Raw genomic sequence first — 20,801 nt, 5'->3', positions numbered from 1 at the left:
CCATCAGAGTTGCTAAGTTTCATTTCTGATTAGCTACGAGCTAATGGTGTTCTATTATTGTTATGTGGTTTTTAATAAAAATAAGTTAATAGGGTTAAACTTGTTGAGTCTGTATTAATTATGATCATCTAGTTCCAAAACTCGGTTTATAAGAATATTTCCCTGAGCTTTTTCTTCTAAAGAGGGTCTTCCGATTCTTTCTTTTAGTGATTCCGGTCGAGACGTAATCCATTTTTTTTCTAACGTCTCCAATTTTTCCGGTAATTCATCTTCATATTTGGTGCCTTTTAATTTTTTTTTGATTTTTCCGGCTATTAGCGATTTTGTTAGGATTCCATTCGAATCGGCTTGCCAGCACTTATTTGAAAGCTCTTCTACTAATTTTTTAGCTTCGAGATAGCTATCACTGACAGTTTTCTTTTTAGTTTTATTAACATTTAATATTTCTAAATATGTATCTAAAGATTGTTTTGTGATTAAGAGGCTTAATTTTGTAAGAGTGAACGATGCGAATATATTAAATTCTTCTAGGTCTCTGACTGTTGTTTGTCTTTGTGTATAGGTGTCTTCCGAAAGATTAAGAGGATTTTCTACAACAATGTGCCAATCTTTTAGTTGGGTTGTAATTAAATGAATGTTGTTGGTTTTAACACCTTTTAATAAAACATAATCATATTTATTGGAAATACTGTCTTTTACTAATGGAATATCAACTTTGTCAATCTTATCTAATATGAGATCACAAATAGCATCGCTATAGCATTGATTAGGGCTAACTATTAAGTTTTCGTTTTCCTTTAGAAATCGAATTCCAACAACTTCTTTATTAGGCAAGGGCTTATTACTTTCTTTAACTACAGCAGTCGCTACACCATATACATCAAAGCAAGTATGAATTATGCCATCACGTATCAATCGACATAATTTGAAGTATTCATTTGGTATGTTGTGAGTTGAAAATTTTTTAATTGCTTGAGTTACGGTGTAGTGCATGGTGTTTAAATGACTTTTTGCTTAAATGGGATAATGTTGGGGTCATCCAATTCATTAAGTTTTTGCGCTAGTTCTTGTACAGTTGGATTGTAATAACGCATCAGCATTTTTAAATCTTTATGACCGGTAACTTTTGCTAAATCTTGAATTGGAAGTTTCTTCGCAAGGCGTGTAGTAGCTTCATGCCTTGTGTCGTGAAAGTTTAAATCAGTAATCCCCAATCTATTACTTACAACAAGCCAAAAATCGTGCGATAGGGCATTTGATCTATCGGAAATGGTTAAAACTTTATCGTTATCTAATCCTTTCATTAATACGAGTAGTTGAATAGCGCGTCTAGAAAGCGGAACTTTTCTTGCTGTACCATTTTTCGTATCGGGTAGAAGTACGTGATCTTCGTACACATTACACCATTGCATATTAGTGATTTCACTTGCTCGCATTGCGGTTTCTAGGGCAAATAAAAATGCCCAAGCAACTTGTTGGCGTTTAGTGAGTGGTTGATATGTCGCATCATAATTAAAACCGAGAAGGATAGTATTAACTTCTTCTTGAGTGATTCGACGTTCTCGGTGAGGGGCCTGAGTTGGTTTTGCAACATCTATTAATGGACTGGTTTTTAATATACGCAATTCTTGACGTGCATATTTAAATACACTTCCAAGTGCTCCTAGGTCACATTTTACAGTAGAGGTAGAAACCTTGGATAAACGATCATTCCGAATTTCAATCATATCTAATTGATCTAAATCAGTAATAGATTTCTTCATTAATTTTGGATAGTCATTCACTAACTTTTTAAGCCTTGAAGCTGTTTTATTTCCTCCTTTCATAGTTGGGGCAATATCGTGAATGTACTTTTTAATCAATTCTGCGAAAGATATAGCAGATAACTTTTGGACTCGATCTTCTTTTTTCTTTTGGTTTGGGTCAATCCCTTCAGCAATTTGTTTTTTTATTTCATCACGCTTTAGGCGAGCTTCCTTAGCTGAAAATATCGGGTATTCACCCAGTGTGGTTGTGTTTTTCTTTCCATTAAAAGTGTAAATCACTTTCCAAACTTTACGACCGGTCGTGGAAGTGAAGAGATATAGCAATTCACTATCAAAATTTTTAACAGTTTTATCGTCAAGAGGCTGAATAGCTTCAATTTGCTTTACGGTGAGCATATATATCTTATCTATTAAAATTTAACTACCAATTTAACTACTTGGTAAGTGGTTTTGGGGTGTTGTTGATGGTAATTGTTAAGATAGTGAAATTCAATAATATAGATTTAAAATAATAACTTATGATTAATTTTTGGCTTAATGTTTTTGAGTGTTATTTAAAGTCGATCGCAATCATATGTCGATCTATTAAGTTAAAGAGATGTAAAAAATCCCACTTTCGAGCGGGATTTTTTATGTCTGGAAATTTACTTCACCCAGCCCATCCGAATAAAAGGCTTAAACAGGAATTGATGAATACTGAAAATAAAGCTCATGATTTTATTCTCATATTTCCACCAGAGCGGTAAGCCAGCGAGATTTACAACAAGTGCAATTAGGAATGCACCTAGCATATCAATCGGAAAATGTACACCGACATAGATCCGCGACCAAGCTACCAGCCAGGCTGTCCAGAGCAGAAGTCGCCCCAAGTCCCGTTGTGGTGAAAAATAATAGGCGAGAGCAATCCCGCTAAAAATACTCATATGGTTGCTGGGAAAAGAACCTGTGGCTTCATGCTCAATTAAGGCATGACCAATTTCCATGACAAATGGACGAGGCATATTCAACACAGCAGATAAAACTTCACTTATTGATAAGGTAATGGCAGTGAAGATAAAGGCTTTGATAATCCCGGTTTTCACTTCACGATTGCCACGTAGCCAGGCTATGGCAAAGATCAGCAGGAATAAATACACCAAATCATGTGCAATCAGACAGGCATAGTTGATCATCCATATTGAAGCGTGATCAGGTGCATTAAGAATATGAAACAGATATAAGTTGGGTTGATCAAGAGACATAAGGTAAGAGGATTGATGCAAATGTCGGTTACTCTAAACTTATCAAAGTAGTATTTATACCGAAGTATGTATGAATTTGTAGCGTTGATTTTTCAAAGCAAACTCAGGTGATAAAAAACCACCCAAAAGGGTGGTTTTTAAAAGCAGAGTGCTTTTATTAACACTTATTTAAACTGAATCGAACCATTGGCATTCACGGTCATTTTAGATTCACCCGCTGCCATTTCCTGATCTGGAATAGCTGCTTCTGCATAAGCCGCTTTGGCCATTGCCATACGTGGAACCGGTGGGTAGCCTGAATTATTGGTGTTAATATTCATATTTACCAGTTGATATCCAGCCTTGTTCCAAGCCTGAGCCAGGCTTTGTGCACGTTGCTGGAAGTTTTTGGATGCTTCCAGCATCAGCTCATTTTCAATTTTCTTACGTTTTGCTTCAGATACTGTAAAGTTAATTGATTCAGTCTGGAAGTTTTGCTGCAATTCGGCAATTAGCTGTGAAGCCGCTTTGAAGTCAGTCGATTCAATACGCACCTGAGCACGAGCTCTCCACTCTCTGAGTTTGCGGTTATCATTGTCATAGACTGGATAAGTGTGTTGTGAGCCGGTTTCAATTTTCACACTCGGATATTTCTTTGCGGCATTGATGGCCTGGTTCATGAGTTGATTAATTTGCGCTGCAAGTTCAGCAGGCTGTTTATTGGATTTTTCTACATATAAATTGGCATGCATCAGGTCATTGGAAATATCGCGACTGGCCTCTGCTGAAATATTAATAATATTATAATTCAGTGGCTCATTTTGGTCTGCAAATGCAGTACTCGCCAAGGTGCCTGCAAGTATAAGGCTGGACAATGCTAGGAGGCGCATATTTTCTTCCTGTTTTTCTTAAAATTAGCCATCTTGGCTGATCCTCAGATATTAAATCTCAATTGTGCTCTTTTTGCGAAATATTTGTGGTAAGAGTGTTAAGTTTTTGATTATTTTTTCTGTAGTTTTAAAGTTTAATTATTTTAAAAATTATATATTTATTAATGCCTTATTAAAATAATTGCAAACTTTTCTGAAAGGCTACAAAAAAGTATAAAAGAAGCTGCTTTTCTTTCCTTTGTCACACGTTAAGATGATAATTTAGAGCTTAGACAGGCATGATATTTTTTTTCGATAAATTTTCAGGTAAATTGAGTTGAAAGTTATTTATTTTCCTGAAAAATTCGGTATCATCCGCCTCCTAAGTTAGTTAACTAAGATTATGGCTAACTAAAATCTTATAAAGCACCGAGTCAAAGGACCAAACGTCACCAGACTTATTTCTTTCAACCCATATCAGAGATGGTAATTCGATATGAGCGTTACTTCTGTAAACCCTGCCACCAATTCCACAAACGAATACTACTTGACTCGCCAAAGTCAGATGGAATCGAATGTGCGTAGTTATCCACGTAAATTACCGTTAGCGATAGCGAAAGCACAAGGTTGCTGGGTTACCGATGTTGAAGGTACTGAGTACCTTGATTGTTTAGCTGGGGCAGGGACATTGGCTTTGGGCCATAATCATCCTGCGGTGATTCAAAGTATCCAGGATACGCTTGCAAGCGGTCTCCCACTACATACCCTGGATCTAACCACTCCTTTAAAAGATGCTTTTACTGAAGCTCTTCTTTCCTACCTTCCAGGTGGTAAAGAAGAATATTGCTTACAGTTCTGTGGTCCATCTGGTGCAGATGCAACAGAAGCAGCGATTAAACTTGCCAAAACCTTTACAGGTCGTAGCTCAGTGATCAGCTTCTCTGGTGGCTATCACGGTATGACTCACGGTTCTCTTGCCATGACAGGTAACCTGTCGGCGAAGAATGCAGTAAATGGTTTAATGCCAGGCGTTCAGTTCATGCCTTACCCACACGAATACCGTTGCCCATTGGGTCTTGGCGGTGAAGCGGGTGTTGACGCTTTAACTTACTTCTTTGAAAACTTCATTGAAGATGTTGAAAGCGGTGTAACCAAGCCAGCAGCTGTGATTCTTGAAGCGATTCAAGGTGAAGGCGGTGTGGTAACAGCACCAGTAAAATGGTTACAGAAAATCCGTGAAGTGACTGAAAAACACAACATCGTATTGATTCTTGACGAAGTTCAAGCGGGCTTTGCACGTTCAGGCAAAATGTTTGCCTTTGAACACGCAGGTATTGAGCCTGATGTAGTGGTAATGTCTAAAGCGGTCGGTGGTAGCTTGCCACTTGCGGTACTGGGTATTAAACGTAAGTTCGACGCATGGCAACCTGCTGGCCATACCGGTACATTCCGTGGTAACCAGCTGGCAATGGGTACAGGTCTTGCAACGATCAATACCATTAAAGAGCAAAACCTTGCGCAAAACGCACAAGAACGTGGTGATTTCCTGCAAGCTGAACTGAAAAAGCTAGCTGCTGAATTCCCATGTATCGGTAACGTGCGTGGTCGTGGCTTAATGATCGGTGTTGAAATCGTAGACGAACGTAAACCTGCTGATCATATGGGTTCGTTACCTGCTGATGGTCAATTGGCTGCAGCGATCCAGACTGCTTGTTTCAACAATAAATTATTGCTTGAGAAAGGTGGTCGTAACGGTACAGTGATCCGTTTGCTTTGCCCATTGATTATTACTCAGGCAGAGTGTGAAGAAGTTCTGGTTCGCTTCAAGAAAGCGGTTGCTGAAGCTTTAGTCGCAGTTCGAGGCGCGTAATTTATGGTAGATTTTGCAGAACATCGTAAAGCGTTACTCTGCAATGATGCTGCATCTATCGCTGACTATGAGTCAGCGATGGACCAAGCGACCGAAGCGGTTGCAGCATGGTTGCAAAATGACAAAATGTACACGGGTGGCAGCATCAAGGAATTGCGTAGCGCAATTTCTTTCAACCCTTCTAAAGATGGTTTGGGTCTTCAAAAATCTTTAGAGCGTATGGTTGAGCTATTCCTTAACAAAAGCTTGAAAGTACATCACCCGCATTCTCTAGCGCATTTGCACTGTCCAACCATGGTAGCAAGCCAGGTTGCGGAAGTGCTGATCAATGCGACTAACCAATCCATGGATTCATGGGATCAAAGCCCAGCGGGTTCTTTGATGGAAGTGCAGTTAATCGACTGGCTACGTCAAAAGGTTGGTTATGGTTCAGGTCAGGCGGGTGTATTCACTTCAGGTGGTACACAGTCGAACCTGATGGGTGTATTGCTGGCGCGTGATGCCTGCATCGCGAAAAACTGGAAAGATGAAAACGGTAATCCGTGGTCGGTTCAGCGTGATGGTATTCCTGCGGACGCGATGCGTAACGTCAAAGTCATCTGTTCTGAAAATGCGCACTTCTCTGTGCAAAAGAACATGGCAATGATGGGTATGGGCTTCCAGTCAGTAGTCACTGTTCCTGTAAATGAAAATGCACAGATGGATGTTGATGCTCTGGAAAAAACCATGGCGCATCTTCAGTCTGAAGGCAAAATCGTTGCATGTGTGGTAGCAACCGCAGGTACAACCGATGCGGGCGCGATTGATCCATTGAAAGCAATTCGTGAAATCACCAATAAATATGGCGCGTGGATGCATATCGATGCGGCATGGGGTGGCGCACTGATTCTATCCAATGACTATCGTTCTATGCTGGATGGGATTGAGTTATCTGATTCGATCACACTGGATTTCCACAAGCATTATTTCCAAACGATTTCATGTGGTGCATTTTTGCTCAAAGATGAAGCGAACTATCGTTTCATGCATTATGAAGCAGAGTATTTAAACTCTGCTTATGATGAAGAGCACGGCGTTCCGAACCTGGTATCGAAGTCACTGCAAACGACACGTCGTTTCGATGCGTTGAAGTTGTGGATGACGGTTGAAGCCTTGGGTGAAGAGCTTTACGGTTCAATGATTGATCATGGCGTGAAATTGACACGTGAAGTGGCAGACTACATCAAGGCAACTGATGGTCTGGAACTTCTGGTTGAGCCACAGTTTGCATCAGTATTGTTCCGTGTGGTTCCAGCAGGTTATCCAGCTGAGTTTGTGGATGCCCTGAACCAGAACGTAGCAGATGAGCTGTTTGCACGTGGTGAAGCGAATATTGGTGTAACTAAAGTCGGTCAGGTTCAATCTCTGAAAATGACGACTTTAAGTCCGGTGGCAACACTTGAAAACGTGAAGAACCTGCTGGCACTGGTGCTTGCAGAAGCGGATCGAATCAAGGATTCCATCGCTGACGGTACTTATACACCACCAATTGCATAAGTGATTGTGGTGTGAAAAAGGAGGCCTATTGGTCTCCTTTTTTTATATTTCAACAAAGATTATTTGTTTCTAGATCGAATTTAAATAGTGGTTATTCATGCATCAAAATTGTGGTAAAAAAAGAAATTCTTTATAAGAAATACAAAATTTTTTACATATTTAGTTGCTATAAAAATGTCGAAAAAATTCTTAAATAATTCATAATATATTGAAAATAATAAATATTTTTTAGTTATTTGGTGCTGTAACAGCTATCATAAAATCTTCATAAATCTGTAACCAGCCTGTCATATTTAAAAATCAAAATACTTGTATCGAAACAAGTACAACACGACAAAAAAAGTGGCGTACTCCAAATTTAAATGATTGTGAGAGATACAGAATGCGCTTTACAAAAATTACACTTGCACTTGCAGTGATGGGGCTAGGCATGACTGCAGCGAATGCAGCACGCGACACAATTCAAATTGCAGGTTCTTCAACTGTACTTCCATATGCAAGTATTGTAGCTGAAGAATTTGGCAATACTTTCCCGCAGTTTAAAACTCCAGTTGTCGGCTCAGGCGGTTCGTCAGGTGGTTTAAAGCAGTTCTGTAATGGTGTTGGTGATAATACCATCGATATCGCAAACGCATCTCGCCAGATCAAAAGTTCCGAATTGGCAGAATGTAAAAAGAATGGCGTTAACCAGGTACTAGAAATCAAAATCGGTTATGACGGTATTGTCTTTGCATCGAATGCCAAAAAAGCAGCTTACAAACTTCGTCCACAACATGTTTTTGCAGCCTTGGCAGCACAGTTACCAGCCAATGGCAAAATGGTAGCTAACCCGTATACACGCTGGAACCAGATTGACAAGTCACTTCCTAATGAGCCGATCACACTGGTAATCCCTGCTTCGAATCATGGAACACGCGAAGTCTTCCAGGAGAAGATGGTGGATGCAGGTTGTGAAACATATGCTGCAATTAAGTCTTTAGATAAAGATGCCAAAAAGAAAGCCTGTACCACTTTCCGTAAAGATGGTCGTGTTATTGAAATTTCAGGTGACTACACCGAAACGCTGGCACGTCTGAAAACCTCTCAAAGTGCAGTTGGTGTATTTGGTCTAGGTTTCTATGACCAGAACCGTGACAAACTGCGTGTTGCAACAGTTAACAACGTTGCACCATCTGAGCAGACCATCCTGAATGGTTCTTATCCGGTATCTCGTCCATTGTTCTTCTATGTGAAAGGCGAACACCTGAAATCAATCAAAGGTTTGCCACAGTTCACTGAATACTTCCTGAGCAAGAAAGTATCTGGTAAAGGATCGAAACTGGAAAAAGCAGGTTTGATTTCAATGTCTGATAAGGAACGTGCAGCAGTACTTGCTAACTTTAAGGCAGCTAAAGTAGTTGTAGTGAAGTAAGCAAATATTGAAATAGCTGGTGGCTGGAAACGGTCACCGGCTTTTAGTCATAGATAGGTTTTTTAAAAATATGAAGATTGAAAAAACAGTGGAGCATACATGAATCTGCTACTCCTGGGTGTGTTACTGGCGATTATCGCTGTTGCCTATCAGATCGGATTAAGTCGAAGCCAGAAATTGGCAGGCCAAGGCAAAAACACAGCAATGCTGAATTCGCGTCCTGGCTATTATGGCGCCATGGTGGCTTTATGGTGTGGTATTCCTGCATTTTTAATCTTCATGATCTGGAATCTGGTTGAACCTGTGCTCCTGGAACAGCTGGTGCTGAAACACCTGCCACAACGGATGGTCGCAGGCATGGATTCTGCAGCTCTGAGTGTGATCGTGGATCGGGTGCAGGCACTGGCTTCCGGTTTTGGCGTTAGTGATACACCACAGGCTTATGAACTGGCTGCAGCAGAGCAGGTGGCACGTATCATGAGCATCAGCAGCTATGCCAAGCTGGTGGTAGTGATCTCTGTTGCTGTTGCCGGACTGGTTTGGGCCAAAAAACGTATCAGTAATCAGTTGCGTGCACGTCATCAGGTTGAAAAAGTCATCAATATCAGCTTGGCACTCTGTTCTGGTGTTGCCATCCTGACCACACTCGGCATTGTCATGTCGATGTTTGGCGAAGCAATGCGCTTCTTTAGCTTCGTCAGCCCAATTGATTTTTTCTTTGGCACACAATGGAACCCGGGTTTTAGCACTTCAGGCAATGCCGAAGGAAGTTATGGCCTGTTGCCTTTATTGTGGGGCACCTTGATGGTCAGTGGAATCGCCCTGTTGGTCGCAGTCCCATTGGGTCTGATGATTGCAATCTATTTGTCCGAATATGCCTCACCAAAATTCCGTTCATGGGCAAAACCGACTATTGAGGTTCTGGCTGGTATTCCAACCATCGTTTACGGTGTGTTTGCCTTGATGATTCTGGGCCCATTTATTAAAACGCTCGGTGCTATGGTCGGTGTTGATATTAATGCGACCAGTGCCTTAACTGCCGGCTTTGTTATGGGCATCATGATCATTCCATTTGTATCTTCTTTATCAGATGACATTATTACCCAGGTACCACGTGCCTTACGAGACGGTTCACTGGGTCTAGGCGCAACCAAATCTGAAACGATCCGCCAAGTGGTGCTGCCAGCCGCTTTGCCGGGCATTATCGGTGCCTTCTTGCTGGCAGCATCCCGTGCGATTGGTGAGACCATGATTGTGGTACTGGCAGCAGGTAATAGCCCGCTGTTACATGCCAATCCACTGGAAGCGGTATCAACTGTAACCATTACCATTGTGAACCAATTAACTGGCGATACTGACTTTGCCAGTCCACAAGCACTGGTTGCGTTTGCATTAGGTCTGACTCTTTTTGTTATTACCTTAGGTTTGAACATTGTCGCACTGTACATCGTGCGTAAATATCGTGAGCAATACGACTAATGAGTACTTCAAATACCACACCTTTAGATCAGCGTATTGATCCATCTGTTAATGCTGAGCTGCGTGAAGAGCGTAAAAAGACCATTCAAAGCTCTCTTGCACGGCGCCATCGCAAAGAAAAAACCTTTCGTATGCTTGGTTTTTCTGCGGTATTGGCGGGTCTGTTCTTTGTCGTATTGCTATTCGGTAGTATCTTGGCCAAAGGCTTGCCGGCATTCTGGCAAAGCAGTATGAGCCTGCCTATCCATTTCGATCCGGCAATTGTCAATATTGGTCCACAACCAAAACAGACTGCCGGCGAGTCTCCTGCACAGTTTGAACAGCGTATGGTGGATTGGCAGATGCAGGCTGGCATGGTCGACTGGGATGCCCTGATCATTAATGGCATGATTGCCAAAGACGGCAAGCTGGAAAACCAGCGTGATGAACTGGGTTATTTATATACCAGTTCAGAAGCCTATCGTCTGCGTGACATGGTGCTGAACAATCCAAGTCTGGTCGGAAAAACCCAGGAAGTTAAAATTTTGGCCGACGCCAATGTTGATGTATGGCTTGCAGGTAATATTGACCGTAACCTGCCAGATGAGCAGCAACAGCTAAGTCCTGAAGTCCGCCAGATTGCTGATGACATGAAAGCTTCAGGCGTGATCGAAAACAGCTTCAATACCAATATCTTTACTAATCCGGACTCCCGTAGTTCGCCTGCAACCTCTGGTTTGGCAGGTGCATTCATGGGCTCACTGTTCATGATGTTGATCGTGATCTTTATCTCGATTCCAATCGGTGTAGCTTCAGCAATCTATCTGGAAGAGTTTGCACCAAAAAACTGGATCACCGATGTCATTGAAGTCAACATCAATAACCTGGCAGCCGTTCCGTCTATTGTTTTCGGTCTACTCGGTGCAGCGATCTTCATCGGCTGGATGCATTTACCACTTTCAGCGCCATTAGTCGGTGGTCTGGTACTTAGTCTGATGACTTTGCCAACCGTGATTATTACTACACGAGCTTCTCTAAAAGCTGTACCACCATCGATTCGTCAGGCAGCCTTAGGCTTAGGTGCATCACGTTTACAAACTGTATTCCACCATATTTTACCACTCGCACTACCGGGTATTTTGACCGGAGCGATTATTGGTGTCGCACAGGCACTTGGTGAAACCGCACCACTGTTATTGATCGGGATGAGCGCCTTTGTTGCTAGCGTACCGGCAACGCCACTAGATCAATCGACTGCTTTGCCTGTACAGATTTTCCTGTGGCAGGGTAATGAATTGCGTAACTTCTTCGAAGGTCGTACTGCTGCCGCCATTATTGTTCTCCTTGTCATGATGATTGGCTTAAACAGCTTAGCCATCTGGTTACGCAAGAAGTTTGAAGTCCGTTGGTAAGGAGAAAATAATGAAAACAATGAATATTTCAAACTATTTAAAAAAGGATCTATCCATGAACCTCCAGCAAAATAAATTTATTGCAGATGCCGCTGCAACCAAGCCCCTGATTTCATATAATTCTCAGTTCGAGACCCAAGCTGAAAATAAGAAAAAAGACAAGACGGGCAATGTCAAGCTGAGTGCGCAGGATGTACATGTTTACTATGGTGAACTCGAAGCGATCAAAGGTATTGACCTGAACATTTATGAAAATGAAGTGATCGCCTTTATTGGTCCATCGGGTTGCGGTAAATCCACTTTCCTGCGCGCTCTTAACCGGATGAACGACACCATTGATGGTTGCCGTATGACAGGTAAAGTTTTGCTGGATCATCAGGATATTTATGATCCTAATCTGGATGTAGTATTGCTACGTGCGCAGGTTGGCATGGTATTCCAGAAACCAAACCCATTTCCAAAATCTATTTTTGACAATGTTGCCTATGGCCCGAAACTGCATGGTCTGGCTCGCGATAGATACGATCTGGAAGAAATTGTCGAGAATAGTCTGCGTAAGGCCGGATTGTGGAATGAAGTAAAGGACCGACTGAATCAGCCGGGAACAACTTTATCTGGTGGTCAGCAGCAACGTCTCTGCATCGCGCGAACCATTGCGGTAAGCCCGGATGTCATCCTGATGGATGAACCATGTTCAGCGCTGGATCCGATTGCGACAGCAAAAGTGGAAGAGCTAATTTCCGAACTTTCTACCCAATATACGATTGCTATTGTGACTCACTCAATGCAACAGGCGGCACGAGTATCAGATCGAACTGCATATTTCCATTTAGGTGATTTAATTGAAGTGAATTCGACAGAAAAAGTCTTTAGCCAGCCGGATCATCAGTTGACAGAAGCATACATTACTGGTCGTTTTGGTTAATACACATTTAAAAAATATTTTAAAACAGAATCTTAGGATTCTGTTTTTTTTGTTATGCTGTATGTGATTTTTTAAAATTATAAAATTAAATTGAGATGCGTAATTATAATTTGACCAAAAAAGAAGGCAAGGTCGTTGCTGAAACACAGCAAGCGCTCTATCGAGCATTATTCGGCTCAGTGAATTTTCCAAGAAATCTAAGCATCTTTTTGGTTGGTATTAGTCTTTTTATGGCGACTTTGGTTCTGCATGAAGGGTGGTTTCCCACTTCACAAAGCCAAGGTATGAGCAATTATCATCGTTGGTTATATGATGTTTATGTGATGGTTTCCATATTCATTGTACCTCTAATCTATCTGCGTTTTAGGCAGCTCGAAGGCTCTGTCGCTTTCCGAAGAAAATGGAACGCATACATTCGAGCTTATGCGCAGTATCAGTTCAAATTAAAACAAGTGGTAGAAAGTGTAGATGATGACAGGTCTGGTCAGCAAAAGTTAAGTGACTCAATGACTCGGCATTTTTTGCAACATCCATGGTTTCAATATCTAATGATTGGTGTGGTGATTTATGGTTGTATTGCAATGTATATTTGGGTCACACCATTCACGAGTAGCCGAGGATCGAGCTTCTGGATTCTCGCATGGTGGCCGATTAATGCTGTTATTATCGGGATGCTTTACTATATACAATTTCCGTTAATGCTACGGTGGTTATCAATTGCAAAAATACAAGAACAATATGGAATTTTGCAACTAAAAGCAGTGCGAGAGAATTCAGTCAATAATATGGTTGAAAAAATACCAAATTGACCTAATCTAAGGTTTATAGCCCGAATTAAACTGAGAATAGATTTTATATGTTATTTCATACTCCGAAACTACCGGCTGAAATCCGTATCAATCACCTGAATGCGCGTATTAATGAACAACGAAAAAAAATTGCGCAAACCACAGCCTCTAAACTGGAGCTGTTGCAGTTAAGTCAGCAACTGGCAAAAGAAGCACGTGCCCGTAAAAAAACTAATGAAAAAATCTACGTGCTCGATTTTAAAGGGGATACTGCTGCTTCTGCAGTTGAACAGCTACGTGAAGAAATTACGTTGATTCTGGCAACAGCAAAAGCTGGACGCGACCGTGTAATCGTACGCTTGGAAAGTCCAGGTGGTATGGTGCACGGCTATGGTCTGGCAGCTGCCCAACTGGTGCGATTACGTGAAGCAGGATTCCATTTGACGATTTGCGTCGATAAAGTCGCTGCTAGCGGTGGCTATATGATGGCATGTATTGCCAGCGAAATTATTTCTGCCCCGTTTGCGATTGTGGGTTCAATTGGTGTAGTTGCTCAAGTACCGAACTTTAACCGTCTGTTAAAAGACAACAAGATTGACTTTGAACTGTTTACGGCAGGTGAGTACAAACGTACCGTAACCATGTTCGGTGAAAATACTGAAGAAGGTAAAGCCAAGTTTGAAGAAGAAATTCAGCAAACGCATGCGCTGTTTAAGCATTTTGTGGAAAAGTATCGTCCGCAACTCAATGTTGAAAAAGTGGCAACAGGTGAGCACTGGTATGGTCAGGATGCGCTGGATCTAAATCTGGTGGATAAGTTGCAAACATCGGATGAGTATGTGTTGGGTTTATTGCCTCAGCATGATGTGTATACGATCAACACGCGTAAGAAACCAACTTTAGGTGAAAAACTGGGTTTGCAGGCAGCACAAATTGCTGATTCCTTGATCCCTGCAGTGATGAACAAAGTAGTCGACTCGCTGACGAAAGCCAATTCAAATCTGGTTCAGATGCGTGATCCGAAACTTTAATTTATTGCTCTGAAAATGATATGGAAAGCTCACTTCGGTGGGCTTTTTCATTTTTGAAATCAAATCATTATGATATAAGTGAAGTACTTTGATTGAGTCTAGGCTCATATGCTCACGTTTATTTTATTATTGGGATTCTTTAGCATCGTGTTTATTCCGATGTTATGTATGCTCTATGCTGAAGCCAAACTCATAAATAATGATTCGAAGAAGATTCTGTTTTGGCTGAGCTTTCTACCTGGTGCATGTATTTTTCTATTATATGGTGTTTTAAAGCCAAATAATCCACCCGTTACTCCATCGAAAGAATGTGGTGTGGTGCAGTCTTATCAGGTATATAAAACTCGAGGTGGAACTCAGCATGAAAGCCTAATCATTCGCTTCAATGGTGCCAAGTATAGTCGTTATTTATATTTCGATAAGGATTCTGAGAAAATGCCGAAAGGGCAAAGGGTCTGTTTTGAGTATTTAGATAAGTTTAAATACCCACACTTGTCAAAATCTAAGTTTGTTAAATGGATTGACCCTACTGAAATGCCGACCAGCACTGAGGTAAATCAGATAAAATAAAGCATATTTTACTGTTAGAGCAGAAACATGGCTGTCGCTGAAGCATATCTTGCAACGCAAAATTGTTATTTTAATTACGAGTTTGAAGAATTGAATTTGGATGATTTTCCTGAGGAATTATCTGTGTCACTGCGTGGCATGATGTTCCGCCATGAAATTCAATATCCTGATGCAATCTATTTCATTTATTACAGCGAGATATTAACGGGGAGTGAATTGCAAAAAATGAAAGATGATTGGAAGCGATATTGCCCACTTCCATAATTGCAAAACATGAAGGTAATTAAATCCATGATTCAAAACTTTAATTCATGATGATCTAAAAAGCTCACTTTAATGAGCTTTTTTATTTTGTGAAATCAGCATCAGTGCACCCGTAAACATCGACCCAACTGTTGCTAAAAACATATCTTTATGTGCATCCCACATGTCGCCTTGCTGACCATTATAACTTTCTGCCTGGTCAGGGGATAAGCCAATCGCAATCAGCCATTCGATCCATTCATAAATCAGACTGGTTGCCATGACAAATTGAATGACTAACAAAAAAACTGTGAATGGTTTTTGCTGCGGCAGCCAGACCTGAAATAGCCGGTAAAATACTGGGTAAAGTAGAAGGCCAAAAGCTAGGTGCACAAAACGGTCAAACATGTTGCGTGACCAGCCCATGGCAGCATTCAGGTCAAAGCCAAAGAGTGTCTGAGTCCATTCATTATAAGGTACATAAGAATACAGATAATGTGCAGCAACCACATGAATCAGCAGAAAAGCCAGATAAAGGTTGAAACTGAAAAAGCTCAATCCGATTTTATACAGGCACAAGATCAACATAACGATCATAAAAACCGTACCTGTTTGATGGAGCAGATAAGATTCCATTTCTAAAGGATGAATACTGGCAAAGATAATCGCAATTGCCAAAATCCCTAAACTAACAAAATGTTTGCTGCTTAAGCGATGATCCATCATCTATTTCTATATCATTTTTCTTAAAGTTAGACATGATTATAAATAAAAAAAGCGAAGCCGGAGCTTCGCTTTTGGTCTTAACTGTCTAAATTAGATTTTAGCGATTAAGTCTTTAATTTGTTTTGCTTGTTCAGATGCATTACCTGTATAGGTTGCAGGTGTCATTTCAGCCAAACGAGCACGATCTGCTGCAGGAACAGCTTCTAATTCGTTACCGTTTACAAAATCAACCATCATGTCACGAGTCATTGCCTGACCACGAGTCAATGCTTTTAATTTTTCGTATGGTTTTTCAACGTTATAACGACGCATAACCGTTTGAATTGGTTCAGCCAAGACTTCTTGAGCATTGTCTAAGTCTTCATCAATACGTGCAGCATTCAGTTCAAGTTTACCCACGCCTTTTAAGCAAGCTTCAAACGCGATCAAGCTTTGCGCAAAACCTACACCCATGTTACGAAGAACAGTTGAGTCAGTCAGGTCACGCTGCCAGCGAGAAATAGGCAGTTTTTCACCTAGATGCGCAAGAACTGCATTGGCAATACCTAAGTTACCTTCTGAGTTTTCAAAATCAATCGGGTTAACTTTATGCGGCATAGTTGAAGAACCCACTTCGCCTTCTTTTAGTTTTTGCTTGAAGAAACCGAGCGAGATATAACCCCAAACGTCACGGTTAAAATCGATCAAGATGGTATTGAAACGACGAAGCGCATCAAACAGTTCCGCCATGTAGTCATGTGGCTCGATCTGAGTGGTGTACGGATTAAAAGTCAAACCTAAAGATTCAACAAATGCTTGTGAATGCGCAGGCCAGTTGATGTCTGGGTAAGCTGAAAGATGCGCATTGTAGTTACCCACTGCACCATTAATTTTGCCCAGTAGCTCAACTTGTTTGAACTGTTTGATTTGACGGGCAAGACGGTAAGCCACGTTCGCCATTTCTTTACCCAAAGTGGTTGGGCTCGCTGTTTGACCATGTGTACGAGACAACATTGGTTGGTCAGCATGTTTTTCAGCTAATGCAACAATTGAATCAATGATTTGTTGCATAGACTCAACCAGTACATCACGACCGCTTTTCAGCATTAATGCATGAGACAGGTTATTGATGTCTTCAGAAGTACATGCAAAGTGAATGAATTCGCCTGCATTTTTCAGTTCTTCAATGCCTGCAATTTTTTCTTTTAGGAAATACTCAACCGCTTTTACGTCATGGTTAGTCGTACGTTCAATCTCTTTAATACGGTTCGCATCTTCTTCAGAGAAATTTGCAACGATCGCATCAAGTGCTGCATTGGTTTCAGATGAGAAAGCTGGCACTTCAGTGATTTCAGGACGGTTGGCAAGCGCTTGTAACCAACGCACTTCAACAGTCACACGAGCATGGATTAGACCAAACTCAGAAAGAAAAGGGCGCAGCGCATCACATTTGCTAGCGTAGCGTCCATCTAATGGAGAAAGTGCAGTTAAAGCGTTCATATCGATTCCCTAAATTTTGGAATTAAACGAAAAACGAGATACGCGTACAGCATCAGTTAAACTGCCTGAAACTGTAAGCGCGCGAGATTTTGGATATCCTGTAGCAGCTTGCGCTTGCCAAAAACCATACCCCAGGAACTGCCGCCGAGTTGACGCCATAGGTGCGCCATCTGCAGGCCAGTAAACAATGAAGCACGAATACGGTTGGTGTGACCGGCATCTTTAAAGGCTTCAGCATTGCCACGCACCATAATGCGCGGATTAATCTGTCCGGCAGTATCTACATAAGTTTGTGCGAGATTGGCAATGATGCTGGGGTGCATATAGTTATTATCGAAAAAGGAAAGCTGTCTTAAAATTTTTTGCTGGGATTGTTCAATAATTTCAACAAATTTAGGATTGCTGTAGACCTTCTTTTCTAACTGAAGAAGTGCCATCGCATAGGACATTGGCAGCTTGGTAGAGGAGAGTTTTGGAAGTCTGGATTTTGGGCTGGTATCGAAGGGTTGAGTAATGGAACTTTCTAAGGTCTTTAATCCGAGAGAAATATCAGCCAGCTGATTAAACAAATCCAAGGTCTGGACATTGAGCGAGCCGCTTGGTCGGATATTTAAACTGGCTTTAATCAGCTGTTCAAAATAGAAATTACCACTTTCCCCAATGCTTTGCTGACTGGTTAAAGCAGTCATATGGGTCAGCTGGGTGGCCTGAAACACACCCGCTAACGCCAAAGCACGGTTTTGACGAACATTCAACGCTGTGGCCTGTTGAAAAGGTAATTTCGTCATGCCGACCTCATCCTTATATAAAATCAGGTTTAGGTGCATTGGTATGATGAATCACACCGCCACCCAAACATACTTCACCTGAGTAGAACACCACGCTTTGACCTGGGGTCACAGCTCGTTGTGGCTCATCAAATTCTACCCGAACACCTTGGGGTATTTCTGGATCCTTATAAATGGTACACGCTTGATCAGGCTGACGATAGCGGGTTTTTGCCGTACAGCGGAAACCTGATTCAGAGATCTCCTGCTCACCCGCCACCCAGTCAATCGCTTCACTCCAAAGCATGTTGCTTTGCATCAGTGGATGTTCATGACCCTGACCAACCACGAGACGGTTACCCTCGATATCTTTGTACAGTACAAACCAGGCACCTTCTTCAGCGCCTTTCATACCGCCAATGCCGATCCCGCCGCGTTGACCGAGCGTATAGTACATTAAGCCGTGATGTTCACCAACCTCTTTACCGTCTTCTAGCACGATTTTTCCGGGTTGAGCCGGTAAATATTGCTTCAAGAAGTCATTAAAGCGGCGTTCACCAATAAAACAGATGCCTGTCGAGTCTTTCTTCTTTGCTGTGGCAAGACCTAATTCTTCTGCAATTTTACGTACTTGCGGCTTTTCAATTTCACCTACCGGAAACAGAGTCTTATTAATTTCACGACCATGAACGGCATGCAGGAAGTAAGTCTGGTCTTTATTGTTGTCTACGCCACGCAATAAAGGTGCATATTGATCACCTTTAGAATTGGTCATGGTTTCACCACGACGACAATAGTGACCAGTTGCAATAAAGTCGGCACCCAGGTTGATCGCATGATCCAGGAAGGCACGGAATTTAATTTCTTTATTACATAAGATATCCGGGTTCGGGGTACGGCCGGCCGCATATTCAGCCAAGAAATGCTCGAATACGCGATCCCAATATTCCATCGCAAAGTTGGCAGTATGCAGTTTAATTCCGATCTTGTCACAAACGGCCTGAGCATCGGCAAGGTCATCCATTGCCGTGCAGTATTCTGTGCCGTCATCTTCTTCCCAGTTTTTCATGAAAAGACCTTCAACCTGATAACCTTGTTGAAGTAGAAGTGCTGCAGACACAGATGAATCTACACCACCAGACATTCCGACGATGACACGTTGTTGCATAGGATTAGGCATCCAAATTTGAAATTAAGGGAGAGTTTTGGTGCTCGTAAATGAGCGATAAAGGGTATTTTTGACCAGAAAGCGCATCCTGTACGGCTTTAATCACCAGCGGACTACGCGCACGAGCTGACTCTTGCAGTTCATCTAAAGTCATCCAGACTGCACCGACAATGTCCGTATCTAAAGTTGCATGTGGGTCATAATCAACCGATTTGGCTAAAAAACAGAAGCGAAAATAAGTACGGTCTGGAAACATCGGCGGGGTATAGGTATACATGCCTAAAAGATGGGTCACTTCAACCGTATGTCCGGTTTCTTCCATGGTTTCACGAATTGCGGCCTCGACAATGGTTTCACCGCATTCTACATGACCTGCTGGCTGATTAAATACTGTGTGTGTCACACCTTCTGTATATTCTTCTACAAAAAGGAATTTTCCGTCTTTTTCGACAACGGTTGCGACAGTGACGTGAGCAGTCCAAGCAGTCATAGAAATAGCACCATGGAAAATGATGCACTATTGTATAAAATTTTGTGGTGTGTGGCTATGTTGAGAGGGGATTTCTTTAGCTACTAAAAAATTATTAGTTTTAAAGAAATAAGCAATTTTATGAAATATTGCCTCTATTTTAAGCGTAAAATACTGAAAATCACTAAAAAAAGCTCAATTCAACAGCATTAAGCTTTTATGTGTATAACAAAACTATGAATTATAAAAAATAATTTCTTATAACGTGCATCATGTTAATTGAGAAATATTAGATCTCTTTCATAAATCAAAAAACGATCTTCTTTTTGGTTAATATTTGCACTCCAGATTTCTTAGCATTCGTGCATAATCTGCCGATGAAATACATCGATTCAAACAAGCTTTCTGATCCTCAGTTCAAGCGATACACAGGCATCTCATGGTCAACTTTCTATTTGATGGTTGAGCAATTGCAGAAGCATGTCTCTGCCAAAGGCAGACCGCCCAAGTTAAGCCTGGAGGATCAGGTTCTGCTCTGTCTGAGCTATTGGCGGGAATACCGAACCTTATTTCACGTTGCGACGAGTTACGGGGTTTCAGAGCCCACAGCCTCAAGAATTGTCCGTCATGTTGAAGACTGCCTGATTCGGTCCAATCTGTTTAATTTACCCAAAGATTTACCCGAGGGCGAAGGCATCGACTGGAATGTTGTGATCGTGGATGCCACGGAAATTCCAATCCAAAGGCCTAAAAAAACAGAAGAAAAGCTATAGCGGCAAGAAAAAGACCGATACCTTTAAAGTACAGGCCATGATTCACTACAAAACTCAGCAAATTCTGAGTTTATGTACCAGTCGCGGTGCAGTGCATGATTTCGAGTTGTTCAAACGCAATTTAAACCAGATTCCTTTTGGGGCTTTTATCCTTGCAGATAAAGGCTATCAGGGGATTTATGTGTTGTATCCGAATAGCCTGTTGCCATTAAAAGCCAAAAGACACTGTAAATTGGATCCTGAATTGAAAATCTATAATCAGGAAATCAATAAAAGAAGAATCGGAATTGAGCATGTATTTGGCAGCCTGAAAACCTTCA

The 20,801-nt window shown here is 41.5% G+C and carries 21 protein-coding genes; 12 read left to right on the top strand and 9 right to left on the bottom strand.

The window, feature by feature from the left end; all coding sequences use genetic code 11:
• Positions 1-114 precede the first annotated feature (114 nt).
• The 4 genes from ACS72_RS05720 to ACS72_RS05705 all read right to left on the bottom strand — a co-directional run bounded on the left by ACS72_RS05720 (position 115) and on the right by ACS72_RS05705 (position 3,876).
• Positions 115-993 carry a hypothetical protein gene (locus ACS72_RS05720; RefSeq protein ID WP_048881524.1) on the bottom strand — a complete coding sequence of 293 codons (879 nt, stop codon included), beginning with the start codon at positions 991-993 and terminating at the stop codon, positions 115-117.
• 5 nt (positions 994-998) lie between these two features.
• Positions 999-2,162 carry a site-specific integrase gene (locus tag ACS72_RS05715; protein ID WP_048881523.1) on the bottom strand — a complete coding sequence of 388 codons (1,164 nt, stop codon included), beginning with the start codon at positions 2,160-2,162 and terminating at the stop codon, positions 999-1,001.
• A gap of 248 nt (positions 2,163-2,410) precedes the next feature.
• Positions 2,411-3,007, bottom strand: a complete 597-nt coding sequence (locus ACS72_RS05710) for a phosphatase PAP2 family protein (protein ID WP_048881522.1) — start codon at positions 3,005-3,007, stop codon at positions 2,411-2,413.
• 164 nt (positions 3,008-3,171) lie between these two features.
• Positions 3,172-3,876, bottom strand: coding sequence for an SIMPL domain-containing protein (locus ACS72_RS05705; RefSeq protein WP_008304865.1), 705 nt, complete (start codon positions 3,874-3,876; stop codon positions 3,172-3,174).
• 475 nt (positions 3,877-4,351) lie between these two features.
• Here ACS72_RS05705 and ACS72_RS05700 point away from each other — a divergent pair, with 475 nt between their 5' ends.
• The 10 genes from ACS72_RS05700 to ACS72_RS05655 all read left to right on the top strand — a co-directional run bounded on the left by ACS72_RS05700 (position 4,352) and on the right by ACS72_RS05655 (position 15,120).
• Complete coding sequence (locus ACS72_RS05700; protein ID WP_004810505.1) at positions 4,352-5,725, top strand: diaminobutyrate--2-oxoglutarate transaminase; 1,374 nt, start codon at positions 4,352-4,354, stop codon at positions 5,723-5,725.
• 3 nt (positions 5,726-5,728) lie between these two features.
• A complete protein-coding gene (locus ACS72_RS05695) occupies positions 5,729-7,261 on the top strand; it encodes an aspartate aminotransferase family protein (RefSeq protein ID WP_008304863.1) in 1,533 nt (510 codons plus the stop codon).
• A 382-nt stretch (positions 7,262-7,643) separates the two neighbouring features.
• A complete protein-coding gene (locus ACS72_RS05690) occupies positions 7,644-8,672 on the top strand; it encodes a substrate-binding domain-containing protein (protein WP_008304861.1) in 1,029 nt (342 codons plus the stop codon).
• Positions 8,673-8,771: 99 nt separating this feature from the next.
• Positions 8,772-10,151: a phosphate ABC transporter permease subunit PstC gene (gene pstC / locus ACS72_RS05685; protein WP_004810498.1), complete on the top strand. Its 1,380-nt coding sequence runs from the start codon at positions 8,772-8,774 to the stop codon at positions 10,149-10,151.
• The gene (gene pstA / locus ACS72_RS05680; RefSeq protein ID WP_008304859.1) at positions 10,151-11,542 is read left to right on the top strand and encodes a phosphate ABC transporter permease PstA; all 1,392 of its coding nucleotides are present in this window, start codon (positions 10,151-10,153) and stop codon (positions 11,540-11,542) included. The genes pstC and pstA overlap by 1 nt, the downstream gene beginning before the upstream one ends.
• 10 nt (positions 11,543-11,552) lie before the next feature.
• On the top strand, positions 11,553-12,467 hold the full coding sequence (pstB, locus tag ACS72_RS05675; RefSeq protein ID WP_004810494.1) for a phosphate ABC transporter ATP-binding protein PstB: 915 nt from the start codon (positions 11,553-11,555) through the stop codon (positions 12,465-12,467).
• Between the two features lie 95 nt (positions 12,468-12,562).
• Positions 12,563-13,276, top strand: a complete 714-nt coding sequence (locus ACS72_RS05670; protein WP_048881521.1) for a hypothetical protein — start codon at positions 12,563-12,565, stop codon at positions 13,274-13,276.
• 47 nt (positions 13,277-13,323) lie between these two features.
• Entirely contained in the window at positions 13,324-14,286 is a 963-nt protein-coding gene (gene sohB / locus ACS72_RS05665; protein ID WP_008306669.1) for a protease SohB, read from the top strand.
• Between the two features lie 108 nt (positions 14,287-14,394).
• Positions 14,395-14,856: a hypothetical protein gene (locus ACS72_RS05660; protein WP_008306672.1), complete on the top strand. Its 462-nt coding sequence runs from the start codon at positions 14,395-14,397 to the stop codon at positions 14,854-14,856.
• Between the two features lie 27 nt (positions 14,857-14,883).
• On the top strand, positions 14,884-15,120 hold the full coding sequence (locus ACS72_RS05655; RefSeq protein WP_008306673.1) for a hypothetical protein: 237 nt from the start codon (positions 14,884-14,886) through the stop codon (positions 15,118-15,120).
• Positions 15,121-15,189: 69 nt separating this feature from the next.
• Here the strand turns inward: ACS72_RS05655 and ACS72_RS05650 are convergent, their stop codons facing one another.
• From ACS72_RS05650 to ACS72_RS05630, 5 genes are all read right to left on the bottom strand, one after another.
• Complete coding sequence (locus ACS72_RS05650; RefSeq protein ID WP_008306675.1) at positions 15,190-15,825, bottom strand: DUF2238 domain-containing protein; 636 nt, start codon at positions 15,823-15,825, stop codon at positions 15,190-15,192.
• 90 nt (positions 15,826-15,915) lie between these two features.
• Positions 15,916-17,304: an adenylosuccinate lyase gene (gene purB / locus ACS72_RS05645; protein WP_004810482.1), complete on the bottom strand. Its 1,389-nt coding sequence runs from the start codon at positions 17,302-17,304 to the stop codon at positions 15,916-15,918.
• Between the two features lie 56 nt (positions 17,305-17,360).
• Positions 17,361-18,092: a high frequency lysogenization protein HflD gene (gene hflD / locus ACS72_RS05640; protein WP_048881586.1), complete on the bottom strand. Its 732-nt coding sequence runs from the start codon at positions 18,090-18,092 to the stop codon at positions 17,361-17,363.
• Between the two features lie 13 nt (positions 18,093-18,105).
• Complete coding sequence (gene mnmA, locus ACS72_RS05635) at positions 18,106-19,239, bottom strand: tRNA 2-thiouridine(34) synthase MnmA (protein ID WP_048881520.1); 1,134 nt, start codon at positions 19,237-19,239, stop codon at positions 18,106-18,108.
• 4 nt (positions 19,240-19,243) lie between these two features.
• Entirely contained in the window at positions 19,244-19,729 is a 486-nt protein-coding gene (locus ACS72_RS05630; RefSeq protein ID WP_048881519.1) for an NUDIX hydrolase, read from the bottom strand.
• Positions 19,730-20,085: 356 nt separating this feature from the next.
• Between ACS72_RS05630 and ACS72_RS17325 the strand changes: the two genes are divergently transcribed.
• Together ACS72_RS17325 and ACS72_RS05625 are read left to right on the top strand one after the other, a co-directional pair.
• A complete protein-coding gene (locus ACS72_RS17325; protein ID WP_008306679.1) occupies positions 20,086-20,481 on the top strand; it encodes a transposase family protein in 396 nt (131 codons plus the stop codon).
• The coding region (locus ACS72_RS05625) for a transposase (protein ID WP_048881518.1) at positions 20,429-20,801 on the top strand (373 nt) is incomplete at its 3' end. The genes ACS72_RS17325 and ACS72_RS05625, both read left to right, overlap by 53 nt.

Source organism: Acinetobacter sp. VT 511, from assembly GCF_001077515.1.
In the GTDB taxonomy this organism is placed as follows: domain Bacteria; phylum Pseudomonadota; class Gammaproteobacteria; order Pseudomonadales; family Moraxellaceae; genus Acinetobacter; species Acinetobacter schindleri.
This window is presented reverse-complemented; position numbering and strand designations above follow the sequence as displayed.

Bases quoted from the DNA above. Each gene is read 5' to 3' on its own strand.
- ACS72_RS05720 (WP_048881524.1), bottom strand. From the start codon at position 993: ATGCACTACACCGTAACTCAAGCAATTAAAAAATTTTCAACTCACAAC.
- ACS72_RS05715 (WP_048881523.1), bottom strand. From the start codon at position 2,162: ATGCTCACCGTAAAGCAAATTGAAGCTATTCAGCCTCTTGACGATAAA.
- ACS72_RS05710 (WP_048881522.1), bottom strand. From the start codon at position 3,007: ATGTCTCTTGATCAACCCAACTTATATCTGTTTCATATTCTTAATGCA.
- ACS72_RS05705 (WP_008304865.1), bottom strand. From the start codon at position 3,876: ATGCGCCTCCTAGCATTGTCCAGCCTTATACTTGCAGGCACCTTGGCG.
- ACS72_RS05700 (WP_004810505.1), top strand. From the start codon at position 4,352: ATGAGCGTTACTTCTGTAAACCCTGCCACCAATTCCACAAACGAATAC.
- ACS72_RS05695 (WP_008304863.1), top strand. From the start codon at position 5,729: ATGGTAGATTTTGCAGAACATCGTAAAGCGTTACTCTGCAATGATGCT.
- ACS72_RS05690 (WP_008304861.1), top strand. From the start codon at position 7,644: ATGCGCTTTACAAAAATTACACTTGCACTTGCAGTGATGGGGCTAGGC.
- pstC (WP_004810498.1), top strand. From the start codon at position 8,772: ATGAATCTGCTACTCCTGGGTGTGTTACTGGCGATTATCGCTGTTGCC.
- pstA (WP_008304859.1), top strand. From the start codon at position 10,151: ATGAGTACTTCAAATACCACACCTTTAGATCAGCGTATTGATCCATCT.
- pstB (WP_004810494.1), top strand. From the start codon at position 11,553: ATGAAAACAATGAATATTTCAAACTATTTAAAAAAGGATCTATCCATG.
- ACS72_RS05670 (WP_048881521.1), top strand. From the start codon at position 12,563: ATGCGTAATTATAATTTGACCAAAAAAGAAGGCAAGGTCGTTGCTGAA.
- sohB (WP_008306669.1), top strand. From the start codon at position 13,324: ATGTTATTTCATACTCCGAAACTACCGGCTGAAATCCGTATCAATCAC.
- ACS72_RS05660 (WP_008306672.1), top strand. From the start codon at position 14,395: ATGCTCACGTTTATTTTATTATTGGGATTCTTTAGCATCGTGTTTATT.
- ACS72_RS05655 (WP_008306673.1), top strand. From the start codon at position 14,884: ATGGCTGTCGCTGAAGCATATCTTGCAACGCAAAATTGTTATTTTAAT.
- ACS72_RS05650 (WP_008306675.1), bottom strand. From the start codon at position 15,825: ATGATGGATCATCGCTTAAGCAGCAAACATTTTGTTAGTTTAGGGATT.
- purB (WP_004810482.1), bottom strand. From the start codon at position 17,304: ATGAACGCTTTAACTGCACTTTCTCCATTAGATGGACGCTACGCTAGC.
- hflD (WP_048881586.1), bottom strand. From the start codon at position 18,092: ATGACGAAATTACCTTTTCAACAGGCCACAGCGTTGAATGTTCGTCAA.
- mnmA (WP_048881520.1), bottom strand. From the start codon at position 19,239: ATGCAACAACGTGTCATCGTCGGAATGTCTGGTGGTGTAGATTCATCT.
- ACS72_RS05630 (WP_048881519.1), bottom strand. From the start codon at position 19,729: ATGACTGCTTGGACTGCTCACGTCACTGTCGCAACCGTTGTCGAAAAA.
- ACS72_RS17325 (WP_008306679.1), top strand. From the start codon at position 20,086: ATGAAATACATCGATTCAAACAAGCTTTCTGATCCTCAGTTCAAGCGA.